At 58.5% G+C, this 13,703-nt stretch carries 10 protein-coding genes and 1 pseudogene; 6 read left to right on the forward strand and 5 right to left on the reverse strand.

Annotated elements, in window-relative coordinates; translation table 11 throughout:
• The first annotated feature begins 79 nt into the window (after positions 1 to 79).
• Entirely contained in the window at positions 80 to 1,513 is a 1,434-nt protein-coding gene (locus tag ACP7A4_RS12465; protein ID WP_426247105.1) for a purine-cytosine permease family protein, read from the forward strand.
• On the forward strand, positions 1,510 to 2,352 hold the full coding sequence (locus tag ACP7A4_RS12470; protein ID WP_426247107.1) for a nitrilase family protein: 843 nt from the start codon (positions 1,510 to 1,512) through the stop codon (positions 2,350 to 2,352). Before ACP7A4_RS12465 ends, ACP7A4_RS12470 begins: the two co-directional genes overlap by 4 nt.
• A 32-nt stretch (positions 2,353 to 2,384) precedes the next feature.
• Here the strand turns inward: ACP7A4_RS12470 and ACP7A4_RS12475 are convergent, their stop codons facing one another.
• The 5 genes from ACP7A4_RS12475 to ACP7A4_RS12495 all read right to left on the reverse strand — a co-directional run bounded on the left by ACP7A4_RS12475 (position 2,385) and on the right by ACP7A4_RS12495 (position 8,963).
• A complete protein-coding gene (locus ACP7A4_RS12475; protein WP_059762855.1) occupies positions 2,385 to 3,704 on the reverse strand; it encodes an MFS transporter in 1,320 nt (439 codons plus the stop codon).
• A gap of 119 nt (positions 3,705 to 3,823) precedes the next feature.
• Positions 3,824 to 5,275 (reverse strand): efflux transporter outer membrane subunit, encoded by a 1,452-nt coding sequence (locus ACP7A4_RS12480; protein ID WP_426247109.1) that lies wholly within the window; start codon positions 5,273 to 5,275, stop codon positions 3,824 to 3,826.
• A complete protein-coding gene (locus ACP7A4_RS12485) occupies positions 5,272 to 6,336 on the reverse strand; it encodes an HlyD family secretion protein (protein WP_059762857.1) in 1,065 nt (354 codons plus the stop codon). Before ACP7A4_RS12485 ends, ACP7A4_RS12480 begins: the two co-directional genes overlap by 4 nt.
• A 20-nt stretch (positions 6,337 to 6,356) precedes the next feature.
• Positions 6,357 to 7,883 (reverse strand): MFS transporter, encoded by a 1,527-nt coding sequence (locus tag ACP7A4_RS12490; RefSeq protein ID WP_371260627.1) that lies wholly within the window; start codon positions 7,881 to 7,883, stop codon positions 6,357 to 6,359.
• Between the two features lie 171 nt (positions 7,884 to 8,054).
• Positions 8,055 to 8,963 carry a LysR family transcriptional regulator gene (locus ACP7A4_RS12495; protein ID WP_059762859.1) on the reverse strand — a complete coding sequence of 303 codons (909 nt, stop codon included), beginning with the start codon at positions 8,961 to 8,963 and terminating at the stop codon, positions 8,055 to 8,057.
• A 446-nt stretch (positions 8,964 to 9,409) separates the two neighbouring features.
• Between ACP7A4_RS12495 and ACP7A4_RS12500 the strand changes: the two genes are divergently transcribed.
• The 4 genes and pseudogenes from ACP7A4_RS12500 to ACP7A4_RS12515 all read left to right on the forward strand — a co-directional run bounded on the left by ACP7A4_RS12500 (position 9,410) and on the right by ACP7A4_RS12515 (position 13,653).
• Entirely contained in the window at positions 9,410 to 10,510 is a 1,101-nt protein-coding gene (locus ACP7A4_RS12500) for an FUSC family protein (RefSeq protein ID WP_426247112.1), read from the forward strand.
• 490 nt (positions 10,511 to 11,000) lie between these two features.
• Positions 11,001 to 11,303 carry an urease subunit gamma gene (locus ACP7A4_RS12505; RefSeq protein ID WP_059762860.1) on the forward strand — a complete coding sequence of 101 codons (303 nt, stop codon included), beginning with the start codon at positions 11,001 to 11,003 and terminating at the stop codon, positions 11,301 to 11,303.
• Positions 11,304 to 11,356: 53 nt separating this feature from the next.
• Positions 11,357 to 11,758, forward strand: a pseudogene (locus ACP7A4_RS12510) (urease subunit beta); the annotation flags it as partial.
• A gap of 176 nt (positions 11,759 to 11,934) precedes the next feature.
• Positions 11,935 to 13,653, forward strand: coding sequence for an urease subunit alpha (locus ACP7A4_RS12515; protein ID WP_426247114.1), 1,719 nt, complete (start codon positions 11,935 to 11,937; stop codon positions 13,651 to 13,653).
• Positions 13,654 to 13,703: the final 50 nt, after the last annotated feature.

Genomic DNA, 13,703 nt, shown 5'->3' on the forward strand with positions numbered 1-13,703 from the left:
CCCCGACATCACGCAACGTCGACGACAGCGGCTGTGTGCGAGCCGCAAAAAGACCTATAACAAAAGATGAGGATGCCCAATGAGCCTTGACAACCCGACTGCCCCTGCGCGCCCAAAAATTGAAGTTCGCTCCATTGATTATGTGCCGCGCAGCGAGCGCCACGGCAAGGTGTGGCATCAAGCGCCATTCTGGTTCACAGGCAATTTCGTGTTGACCACTATGGTCACCGGCTTCACCGGACCTGCGTTGGGCATGGGCGCACTTTATTCAATACTGGCCATTGTATTGGGTGTCGGTTTCGGGACCTTTTTCATGGCCTTGCATGCCAATCAGGGGCCACGCATGGGCCTGCCACAAATGATCCAGTCGCGAGCGCAATTCGGTCTGCGTGGCGCTATCGTCCCCTTCGCAGCGGTTGTGTTTGTTTACATTGGCTTCAATGTGTTCAACGTTATCCTTGCCACCGATGCCATCAATACCGTACTGCCCGGCGTGCGCGCCCCTTGGTATCTGTTACTGATTCTCGTCGCCGTGCTGCTGGCGATCATCGGGCATGATCTTTTGCACACCGTGCAACGCTGGCTGACATACGTGATGATTTCAGTGTTCGGGGTGCTGACTGTCAGTGCATTGATGACATTGCAAATGGATGCAGCTTTGGCAAACGCCCATTTTTCATGGAGCGCATTTCTGATCCAGCTCTCTGCCGCAGCCGGTTACCAAATCAGTTATGCCGTGTATGTGTCCGATTACTCGCGCTATCTGCCCCATGACACCCCGACGGGCAAGGTGGTGTTCTGGACCTATCTGGGTGCCGCAGGCTCTGCACTATGGCTGATGTCGCTGGGTGCATTTCTCGCCTCTGCCCTGCCGTTCCCGGATGCCATTGGCAGCGTGCGCGAAGTCGGCAACCACTTCTACCCCGGCCTTGGCACCTTTACGATCCTGATAGCAGTACCGTCACTGATCGGCATTATGGCCATCAACTGTTATGGCGCCATGCTCACCAGCCTCAGTGCCATCGACGGATTTCGCAAGGTCAGGCCGAGCCTCAAAGTGCGCGTCGCGGGCATTCTGATCATTTCTACTGCCGTGTTTCTGATAACCCTGTCGATTCCGTCGAGTTACCTCAGTAGCTTCAACACCTTCGTATTGCTGATGCTGTATTTGCTCGTGCCCTGGACAGCCGTTAACTTGGTCGATTTTTATGGTGTGCGCAAAGGTCGATACGCCATCAGTGAAATATTCAATCCGTCGGGTATCTACGGCCTGTGGAATAAAGCCGGCCTGGTGGCCTACTGCACGGCACTGATCGCAATGGTTCCCTTCATGTCACTCGACTTTTACCAAGGGCCTGCTGTTCAGGCGCTGGGTGGGGCTGACGTGGCTTTTTTCATCGGCTTACTGGTCGCCAGCACGGTCTACTGGAGCATGACCCGCACGCTGGACTCAACACTGGAAACACCCTTTATCGACCACAGCGACTGCCTGCTTGAGGAGCAAATGAAATGACCCCACACACCGTGGTCGCATGCTGTCAATTGGCACCTAGAGTGGGTGATGTTGCACATAATTGTGAAATTTCCTTGCAGGCCATACACAACGCAGCCCGCCAAGGGGCACAGGTCATCGTCTTGCCAGAGTTGATGCAAAGCGGCTATGTATTCACCGATCACGCACACGCGCTGAACCTTGCAGAAACAGCCACCGGCGCGACGGTATCGGCCTGGTGCGAGGCTGCCAGGGCGCTGGACATTGTCATCGTGGCCGGTTTTTGCGAGCGATTGGATAGCACCCGGGTGAGTAACAGCGCGGCACTCATTGACGTAAGCGGCGTACAGGCGATCTATCGCAAAGCGCACCTGTGGGACCAGGAAAAACACATCTTCACGCCAGGTAATGAGCCGCCTCCCGTGGTAGAGACCCGTTTTGGGCTGATAGGCATGATGATCTGTTTTGATCTGGAGTTTCCGGAGTGGGTTCGCTTGCCAGCGTTGGCGGGAGCCGAACTGCTTTGTGCGCCCGTCAACTGGCCAGCCAGCCCGCGCCCCGTCTCAGAGCGGCCTTGCGAAGTGGTCAGGGTTCAGGCCAACGCAGCTGTCAACCGGATGTTTATCGCGGCCTGCGACCGTACGGGCACAGAACGTAATGTGGACTGGGTGGGCGGATCGGTGATCGTGGATGCCGACGGTTATCCATTGGCCGGGCCAATGGAAACACCGTCAAACGGACCAGCAATGATTCTGGCCACCCTTGACTTGAAGCAAGCCCGCCATAAACGCATCAGTGCGTTGAACCATGTTCATGCGGATCGCCGCACTGATCTGTATGACAGCGCTCGGCGGGCCTGAGCGCTAAGGTTTTCTCTAAGCGTAAACCTGCACTACAGGTCCACCTTGGCCACCAGGCGCCGCTCGACATGATTGCCCCGCGCAAAGCCGAACCGGCGGGCGGTGAGCAGCCCGACCATGCCCATCAACGCACAAAACACCACGCACACCCACGGGCTCCACGGCATCAGCGCGATCAGCAGCAGCGGTGTGGTGCTGGCCCACAGCGCATAAGCGATGTTGTAGGTAAACGAAATCCCCGAAACCCGGATCGGTGCCGGAAACAGCCCCACCATCACCGACGGCACCACGCCGACAATGCCGCAGGTTAAGCCGGCAAAAGCGTACGCCAGCCCCGGCAGCGCCCACTGCCCGACCAGGCTGGCGTAAAGCAGGCCAATGCCCAGCGGCAGCAACAGGCTGTACAGCACAATACTGCGCCACACGCCTATGCGGTCGACGATCAGCCCGGCCAACACGCAGCCCAGGTTCAAGAACACAATACCCAGGCTGCTCAGGGCGAACGTGTGGCTGGCGTCCATCCCGAACCGCTGTTGCATCACGGTGGGAGTAATCACCACAAACACCACCACGGCACTGGTCAGCACACAGGTCAGCAACGCGGCCGGCAGCAAAGCACTGCGATGATCGCGCAGCACGGTACGCAACGGGAACTCGGCCCGGCCCTCTGTGCGCTCGCGCAACGCCAAAAACACAGGGGTTTCGCTCAGCCAGCGGCGCAGCCACACACCTATCACACCAAACACGCCGCCCAGCAAAAACGGATAACGCCATGCGTAATCGAGGATTTGCTCCGGGGTAAACAACTGCGCCAACACCGTGGCAGTCAACGCACCCAGCAAGTAACCAAAGGTTAATCCGGCCTGCAAAAAGCCCAGTGCATACCCGCGACGCCCCGCCGGTGCGTGCTCGGCCACAAACACCCAGGCGCTAGGCACCTCGCCACCCACCGCTGCACCTTGCAGGATGCGCAGGGCCAATAGAATCAAGGGCGCGAAGTAGCCGATGTCTTCGTAGGTGGGCATGATCCCGATCAGCAAACACGGGAGCGCCATCATTAAAATACTCAGGCTGAAGACTCGCTTGCGGCCCAAATGGTCAGCAAAGTGCGCCATCAAAATCCCGCCCAGCGGCCGCGCCAGATAACCGGTGACGAAGATGCCAAAGCTTTGCAACAAGCGCAGCCACTCAGGCATGTCCGGCGGGAAAAACAACTGACTGAGGGTCAGGGCGAAAAACACGAAAATGATGAAATCGTAGATTTCCAACGCCCCGCCCAAAGCCGCCAATCCCAAGGTTCGGTAGTCAGAACGGGAAAAGCGCACCCCGCAGGGTTGAGTATCAGCAGGCATAAATACGCTCAATATTAAAAGGACACGCCTCAGCAGACGCGGCGATCAGGGGCGCGAGCATAGCAAATCTGCGCCCCCGCGCTTCAGTCCCGCAACCTGTGATGCAGTTGCTTGCTGCATCAGCGCCGTGCATTGACCGATCCAGCCTCCCAGCCGCCACCCAGCGCGGCATACACGTCAACCAGCGACAACGACACTGCAACCGTGCTGTCCACCCACGCAGCTTCGTTGGCCAGCAGTGCGTTTTGCACCGTCATGACGTTCAGGAAATCCACGGTGCCCTGCGCGTATTGCTGGTGCACGCTGTCGAGCGCGCGCTGGCTGTGGCGCACCGCTTGCGCAAGGCTGTCACGACGCCGCTGGCTGGCCTGATACGCCACCAGCGCATCGTCCACTTCGTGCCAGGCCCGCAGCACGGTTTGCTGATAGCCGATGCCCGCTTCCTGTTGTCGCCCTTCTTGCAACTGCAAAGCGCCTTTTAAGCGTCCGCCTTCAAAGAGCGGCACGCTCAGGCCAGGCCCAAACGCAAAGTTGCGCGCCCCCCAACTGCCCAGGTCCGACAGCTGCATGGCCTGCAATCCGAGGCTGCCAGACAACGTGATGCGCGGATAAAAGTCCGCCTTGGCCACGCCGATGGCAGCGGTCGCTGCGTGCAGTTGTGCCTCGGCACGGCGTATGTCCGGGCGTCGCTGCGCCAGTTCGCTGGGTAACCCGATGGGCACTGGCGCTTGATAAGACGGCACTTGCGCCGGTGTCGCCAATTGCGCCTGCAAGGCACGCGGCTCCCTGCCCAGCAACAGGCTCAGGGCGTTGATCAATTGCGCGCTGCTTTGCTGCAAGGGCGCCAGCCGCGCCTGCATTTCAGCGACTTGCGCGGCCGCTTCAGACACTTGCAGGTCCGTGGCCACACCTTCCTGCACTTGCAACTGCGTCAACGCCAGCGTGCGCCGGGCAATGTTCAGGTTCTGCTCCACCACCGCCAGCGCCTGCTGGGTGCCGCGCAACTGGATGTAATGCTGTGCCGTCTGTTGAATGACCAACAGCTGCACGCCGTGTCGATCTTCCTCGGCCATGCGTACCGACGCATCGGCGGCCTCCACCGAACGTTTGACCCGGCCCCACAGGTCAGCTTCCCAACTGAAACCCAGCCCGCCCTTCCACAGGTTGAAGGCCTGCTTGCCGTTGCGTCCCGAGGGGTCATTCAAACCGTGCCGGCTGTTGCGGCTGCGACTGTAGTCCAGCCCTGCGTCGACAGCGGGCAACGTGTCGGCGGTGATCTGACGCCGCAGTGCTAGGCTTTGCTCCAGTCGGCTGGCCGCCCGTTGCAGGTCGAAGTTGTTACGTTGCGCCTCGCCGACCAGGGCCGAGAGCTGCGCATCACCAAAGCGCTGCCACCACTGTGTATCGACCGGTGTTTCCACCGCTGCGCTGTGGCCGGGTTCACTCGGGGTGGCTGCCCAGTGCGGGGCAAGCGGTGAATTCGGGGTTTTAAAGTCCGGCCCCAGCACGCATCCACTCAGGTTTAACGCGCAGTAACCGACCACTGCGCAGGCCCATGCAGTGTGTTTCATCGCGCGCTCACCTGTTGCGGCTGGTCCGACGCCGTATCGATAGCCGCGTCCACCGACATGCCCAAGCGCAGTTGATAAGCCAGGGGCTGGTCGTGATCCAGACTGATCTTGACCGGCACCCGCTGCGCCACTTTGGTGAAGTTACCGGTGGCGTTGTCCGGCGCGATGGCGGCGAACGTCACGCCCGTGGCAGGCGCAATGCTGTCCACGGTGCCGTACAGGGTTTCGCCGGGGAAGGTGTCGACGTGGATCGTGACCCGCTGACCAGGGCGCATATGGGTCAATTGATGTTCAAGGAAATTGGCCACTACATAAGCCTGCGCCAACGGCACCACCGCCATCACTGTGTCGCCGGGTTTGACATAGGCCCCCAGCCGCAGGCTACGGCGCCCGACGATGCCGTCAAACGGCGCCAACAACCGGGTGTGCGACAAATCCAGCTCGGCGCGGGCCAACAAGGCTTGGGCGTGCTGCACCGACGCTTGAGCGGCCGTGTGTTGCGCCACCAGCACACGGGTTTGCTGACGCGCAGCTTCCAGCGCGGCCTTGTGCTGAGCCAGCAAGGCGCGAGCGGTTTGCGAGCGGTTTTTGGCCTGCTGCGAGTTTTGCAACGTACCCGCGCCCTGCCCGGCCAGGTGCTCATAGCGCTGTAACTCATGGGCGGCGAACTCCACCTGCGCAAGGTCGGCGTCCACCGTGGCACTGGCCTGCTCGATCAGGGAACGCTGGCGTTCCATCATGGCCAATGCATTGGCCTGCTGCGCCTGCGCCGTGGCCACGCCGGCAGTGGCTGCTTGCACTTGCGTTTCATAGTCTTGGGGGTCGATACGGGCCAGTAACTGGCCCGCCTTGACCGCCTGGTTGTCCTGCACCAGCACCTCGTCAATGAAACCTGCCACTTTGGGCGCGACCAAGGTGAAGTCAGCGCTGACAAAGGCGTCATTGGTGCTTTGCACCGGCGAGGCCGCGAACACCAGACGCCACAGTCCATACAGCACCAGAACGCTCAACAGGCCCAGTGCGGCTATCAGCCAGGGCTTGCGCCCGTGCGTTGTACTCATGTCATTGCTCCACTACAGATTCAGCTCGGCGCCCGTGGCGGGTAAATCCGCGTCGGGCCAAAAGGGATTAATACGATCAACAACACAGCCAAACCGGCCATGCACAGGTACAAGTCCGAGGAACTCAGCACCATCGCCTGTTGATGGATGCGGTGCGCCAAATCCGCATCGCCACTCACCAGCGGTGAGTTGCCCGCACGGTCCACCAGCATCGTCGAATGGAAATGCTCGCGATTTAGCGTCACCACTTGCAGCACGCTGCCCGCCGCCATTGCCGAAAAGCCTTTGACTGTGTTGAACCAGGCCGAGGCAAAGGGTCCCTCAGCGGGGTGCAAGCTGCCCGTGGCCAGCATCAGCAACGGAATCACGGCCATTGGTTGAGCAATGATTTGAATCGCTTGCAGCACATAAAAGTTTTCCCGGCTCCAGACCGAGGTCACCTGCGATCCCAGGCCACACGCCAGCGCCAGCAAGGCCAGCCCAACCGCCAACACCCAGCGGCAATCGACTCGCCGCAGGTTGCACAAGGCGACGACCAAAGGCAGCGCAATCAACTGCGGCAAAGCCACCAACAGCATCATCGGAGCGGTTTGCAGTGGCCGATAACCCTGAATTTGCGCCAGGTAAGCCGAGGGGATCTTGATCAACGCCAGCAACACAAACAGCACCCCGCCCAACGTGATCAGGGCATGTGTCAGGTTGCGATTCTTGAGCAATTGCAATTTGAAGAACGGCAGCGGATGCGACCACTCGTTGATAAAAAACAGCACCAGCAGCGCCAGGCCTGCGACGATAAAAATGCGGATCATCGACGACTCAAACCAGTTCAGGCGCTGACCCAGCTCCAGCCCCAGAACCAACATGATCAGCCCCGGCAACCCCAGCAACAGACCGCGCCAGTCAAACTGCTTGAAACGTTCCAGTCGCAACGGGTCTTGCGGCAGGCCCCAGGCCACGCACCCCATCGCCAAAAGACTCAGCGGAATAATTTGCCAGAACGCCCACTGCCATCCGGCATATTCCACCCACCACGCCGACAGCGGCGTGCCGAAGCTGGGGCCAAAGGTGGCGGTCAGTGCGTAACTGCCCAGCCCATAAAGCCGAATTCCCGGGGGCAAAAAACGCAACGCCACGGACATCAACATGGGCGGCAGTGCGCCCCCGGCAAAGCCTTGCAAGGTGCGCAGCAGCATCAATACATCGACATTGGGGGCGAACGGGCACAACAGACCCAGCAATAAAAATGCACCGATGGCGCAGAGGGTGAAACGGCGCAGTGAAAATGTCGCCGCGCACCACGGGGCAAAGGCCATCGCACTGATCGAGGTGGCTGAATACACCGCCAGCAGCCACGTACTTTCGTCATAGCCGATGCCCATCGCACCACGAATGTCCGGCATCGCGACCTTGGTCACATTCTCGTTAAAGCCTGCGACCAGCACCGCCAGCAACACGCCTACCAGCCCGGTAAAAATCCGCAACCCAAAGGCTGCACTGCCAGCGGGCGCCGGTGCGGGCGTGGTGATCGCCTGCGCACCGACCGTCAACGCAGTCACAGCCCCACTCTTGGCGCGAGATCACGCCCACAGCTATAACGCCCACACATCGCTGACTCCGTCGCCTTACAAGATGACGAAAAGTTTAATCACCGCTGATAGCTATAAAAATTGATATATCGACAACTGTGGATTGCACCAAACGCAATCGACTGGCGGCGCTTAAACCGACGCGTTGTCGCAGAGGGTTTTTAAGGTGCGTCGCAACCAGCGATGCGCATGGTCGTTATCGAGGCGCGGGTGCCAGGCCTGGCAGATTTCAACCGGTTGCAACGCAATTGGCAGTTCAAATGCCTTGAGCTTCAAACCCAGCGGTTCAAGGGTCCTGAGCAACAGTTGCGGCATCAACGGCAAAATCAGGTCCGAGTCGGCCAACGCAAAAATCGCCGAGTAGAACGTGGGCGTGGTGAAGAGCACCCGGCGTTCCAGGTCCAGTTCAGCCAGCACTGCATCAATCGGCCCACGGGCACGACCCCGGCGCGACACGCTGATATGGTCGAAGCCTGCGAACCGTTGCGGGGTCATGGCCTGCTGAAAAATCGGATGTCCTTCACGGGCAAGCCCTACAAAGGGGCAACTAAACAGCTGCTGCACCTTGATATCGGCACTGAAGTGATGGGTGGCACTGATCGCCAGATCAATACGTCCCTCGTTCAGCGCCTCATCATCCGTAAAGCCTTCGGGCACCACGCGCAGTGCAGCATTGGGCATCTCCAGCGCCATTTGCTGACGCAAGGCCCCGCCGTAAATGCCGAAAAACACATCATTGGCGCGAATGCTGAACGTGCGGTCCAGTTGGCTCAGATCACTGTCCTGACTTTGGGTAAAAACGCCGTGCGCCAGCTCCACCACCCCGCGCACTTGCTCACGCAACTCTAGGGCGCGCGGCGTGGGCACCAGCCCACGACCGGAGCGCACCAGAATCGGGTCATTGAGCGCTTCGCGGATACGCGTCAACGTACGGCTCATGGCCGGAGCGCTGAGGTTCATGCGCCGGGCAGCGCCCACCACCGAGCCTTCTTCAAGCAGGACGTTGAGGGCAACCAATAGATTCATGTCAGGTATATGCATGGGGCCGAAGGGTAGCGTTTAACCCTTCAGGTGAACAGTTCAAAGGTCTTGAACCGACCTGAGTCTTTCGATACCCGGCTCAGCGAAGCAGGCGCTTTCAAAACAGAGAATCAAAAACGCACCATTGTTGCGCGCAGGGTAAAACTGTTTCACACCTGCTTAGCTAGCTAACTAAGTGGCTGATTGATACATTCGCCTCCGTCAGGTCAGTCCTGACGCTCTCTTTGGTTGAGATTTTTGGCCATTACCGGATCCCCATGAAGGTAATGGCCTTTTTTATTGCGCCATCGCATCCCCCCTCTTTGAATTCAACGCCTGCATCCGCCCTGTTCCTGACGCCATCAGGGACACCTCGATTTCGTCCGGCAAATCGTGGCGGGATGTGGAGGACAGTGCGCCCTTGAACTACGCTGCCACACCTGTTTACAGCAGCGATGGGGGCCACCATGCAACTGGGCAAGAAGATCTCGACCCTGGAACAGTTGGCCTATCGCTATTACCGCTGGATTCATGCGACACGCATCAGCCTGTCCTTTCTGATTACCTTTGCCGCCATCCGCTATTTCAAGCTCGATGATGCTTCGTGGGCTCTGATTACCATGCTGATCGTGATGGGCCCGCTGCCGTATTGGGGCAACGTGTTCGCGCGCGCAGTGCAGCGTACCGGTGGCACGGTGATTGGCGCGCTCTCGGGCCTGGTGGCGTTGTACCTGGAAATGCATTCATTTCCCGCCATGTTGCTGTGGTGTGGGGCCGTAATGTTTGCGTGCGGCTACCTGACACTGGGCAAGCATCCGTACATGGCATTGCTGATTGGCGCGACACTTGCCGTGGTCAGTTGTTCAGCCCCCAACGACATGCAGGCCGCTGTTTTGCGCAGCGCCTACGTGCTGGCAGGCTCCCTGCTAGCGCTTGCGTACACCCGTATTTATCCGCAAAGGGCCTATACCGATTGGCGCATCAAGTTCAGTCAAAGCATGGGCACGCTCAATAGCCTGTACGAGGCCTACTTTTCACCGCGTGTGCCAGAGCGCCCCGACCTCGATGAGCAACTTAAAGAAGAGCTGGACACGGTGGTCAAACTACGCAGTTATACCGGCGCGGCCAGTAACGAGAGCCACTTGAAGCCTGAGGTATTCAACGCACTGCAAAACCTTCACCGCACCGTATTAGCCACGCTGAGTCTGATGATTGAGGCGTACTGGTCCTCTCGCGACCATCATTTATTAATCAAGAATGAACCCGCCTTAAGTGATCTCAATCGGTTGATTCCACTGGCCCTTCAATCCTTGCAAAACAAGTTAGTCATGGGCATTCCTAACAATGAGATCAGCCATGAACTGCGTAAAAGCAGCCATGCCTTACGTGAACTTGCACTTAAGAGTATTGAGGGAAAAGAGATTGAAACGCCCTTTTATGCTTATGTCTGGTTAAGCCTTGAAATGCTCAGACAGTTGACGGCATTGAATGATCAACTGCACACCGCGCTGTTCCACCCGGGCCATAAACACGTGTTCAAAAAAAACCCACAACAGCCAGACAGCTAGTAATCCAACAGGCCCTGCAACAACGATTCCTGTACACCCAAAGAATCGAAATCCGATATGAATCAGGTCTTTTTCTTAGGATTGTTCCTACTATAAAAGACGATTTAGAGCACTGAAGATGAATAATTGGGCGGCTCATACGGTTCGAAATCGTTCAACAAGACCGCCAACCCCCACCAAGCCGGATTAAATAATTCACATAACATATTGTTTTTATTTATTTTCAGGTGAGAGATCAGTTTCACGCCTTTCGTCAAGCCTTCCCCGGCACACTTCACCCACACTGATCGCGACACTCACCGCCTGGAATTTATCGTCTACGCTCTGATCGCGCCCGTTTAACATGGCATAAACCAAAAGAGTCACAGGGCACATCAATGCCCGTCTATCGCTAAACATGCACAGCGCCGCGTGAGTGTAAGGCCACAAGTTTCAAACTCACACGGGCGATGAAACGTAAACTTTAAGTGCACTGTTACCAGGAGGGCCTATGCAGCTCACCCCGAGAGAAATCGATAAGTTAATGATTTACACCTTGTCGGACGTGGCACTTCGACGCAAGGCGCGCGGCTTGAAGTTGAACTTCCCCGAAGCGGTTTCAATTATTACCGTTACCGCCCTGGAAGGTGCCCGCGATGGTAAGTCGGTTGAAGATGTCATGACCGAAGCCAGCAAAGTATTAACCAAAGATGACGTCATGGAAGGCGTGAGTGACCTCATTCCAAACGTTCAGGTAGAAGCGATTTTTACCGATGGCAGTCGCCTGGTCACGGTGCACGACCCGATCAAATAACGGCGCGCAGTCCAGCCGGTTAACGCCAAACACACCCGTTTGAGGACTCCGTCATGAGCAGTAAAAAAACCGCCTCACCGCATCAGGACACGCACCCCGACCACAAAATCCCCCACGCCAAAAACCCCGGTGGCGTCTCCAAAGGCAGCGAAGACAACGTGCCGTTGGGCGGCTGCATTTACGCCAGCGCGCCCATTACGTTTAACGAGGACCGCCCGGTCACCCAAGTCAAAGTGCGTAATACCGGTGATCGCCCGATTCAAGTGGGTTCGCATTTTCACTTTTTCGAAGTCAATCGCGCCCTTGAATTCGACCGCGCGGCAGCGTTCGGCAAGCGTTTGAACATCACCGCCACCACGGCCATCCGGTTTGAGCCGGGCGACGAAATTGAAGTGCCGCTGATCCCTTACGGCGGTAAACAAACCCTGTACGGCTTCAACAACCTGGTGGATGGCTGGGCGCCCGACAGCACGGTCAGCGGTCATGAACGCCCGGAAAAATTGCAGGCGATTCAGCGCGCAGCCGATCGCGGCTTCAAGTTTTCCAAGCCTGCCAATTAAGCGCGCATTTCATATTCTGCCTCGCACCGTTGCACCCTCGACGCGCGCGACGCATGAGAAAGGAGCCCCTGATGCCAACTATTTCACGCAAAGAATACGCCGGGCTGTTTGGCCCGACCACGGGCGACAAAATCCGCCTGGGTGATACCAACCTGTTCGTTGAAATCGAAAAAGACTTGCGCGGCTACGGCGAAGAGTCCGTGTACGGGGGCGGCAAGTCCCTGCGTGACGGAATGGGCGCCAATAACCATTTGACCCGCGACAACGGGGTGCTCGACCTGGTGATTACCAACGTCACCATCATCGACGCGATTCAGGGCGTGATCAAAGCCGACGTCGGGATCCGCGACGGCAAGATCTGCGGGATTGGGAAAAGCGGCAACCCGGGGATCATGAACGGTGTCACCGATAACATGGTGGTGGGTGTGAGCACCGATGCCATCTCGGGTGAACACCTGATCCTGACGGCGGCCGGGATCGACACCCACATTCACTTGATCTCACCACAGCAGGCGTATCACGGCCTGTCCAACGGCATCACCACCTTCTTTGGCGGGGGCATTGGCCCAACCGATGGCACCAATGGCACCACGGTGACCGCAGGCCCCTGGAACATTCGCCAGATGCTGCGCTCGCTCGAAGGCTTACCCATCAACGTTGGCATGCTGGGCAAGGGCAACTCGTTCTCGCGTGACCCGCTGGCCGAACAAATCATCGCCGGTGTGGCCGGGCTTAAGGTTCACGAGGACTGGGGCGCCACCTCCAACGCCCTGCGCCACGCCCTGCGCACCGCTGATGAGATGGACATTCAAGTGTCGGTGCACACCGACAGCCTCAACGAATGCGGGTACGTCGAAGACACCATCGATGCCTTCGAGGGGCGCACCATTCACACCTTCCACACCGAAGGCGCAGGCGGTGGTCACGCCCCCGACATCATCAAGGTGGCCAGCCAACTCAACGTGCTGCCCAGCTCCACCAACCCGACCCTGCCCTACGGCGTCAACAGTCAGGCCGAGTTGTTCGACATGATCATGGTCTGTCACAACCTCAACCCGAACGTGCCCGCTGACGTGTCGTTCGCTGAAAGCCGGGTACGCCCGGAAACCATTGCGGCCGAGAACGTGCTGCAAGACATGGGCGTGATTTCGATGTTTTCCAGCGACTCCCAGGCGATGGGCCGGGTCGGTGAAAACTGGCTACGGGTGATGCAAACCGCACACGCCATGAAAGTGTCACGCGGCAAGTTGCCGGAAGACAGCGCCAACAACGACAACTTCCGCGTGCTGCGCTACGTGGCCAAAATCACTATCAACCCGGCGATTACCCAAGGCGTCAGCCATGTGCTCGGCTCGGTCGAGGTGGGCAAGATGGCCGACCTGGTGCTGTGGGACCCGCGCTTCTTCGGTGCCAAACCAAAAATGGTCATCAAGGGCGGGATGATCAACTGGGCCGCGATGGGGGATCCAAACGCCTCCCTGCCGACGCCGCAACCGGTGTACTACCGACCGATGTTCGGCGCGTTCGGCAAAACCCTGCAAGACACTTGCGTGACCTTCGTTTCGCAAGCGGCATTGGAAGACGGGGTCAAAGAAAAAGCCGGGCTGGAGCGCCAGGTCATGGCTGTGCGCAACTGCCGCACCATTTCCAAGAAGGATCTGGTGCGCAACGACCAGACGCCAAAAATCGAGGTCAACCCGGAGACCTTCGAGGTCAAGGTCGATGGCGTTCATGCCACGTGCAAACCGATTGATGTGGCCACCATGAACCAGCGTTATTTCTTCGGTTAAAGCAGACGTCCCGGTCCCGTGCATGCGTGCGCCACGGCCGGGGATCAAGG

The organism is Pseudomonas sp. TWR3-1-1, from assembly GCF_049896545.1.
Classification (GTDB): Bacteria; Pseudomonadota; Gammaproteobacteria; order Pseudomonadales; family Pseudomonadaceae; genus Aquipseudomonas; species Aquipseudomonas weihenstephanensis.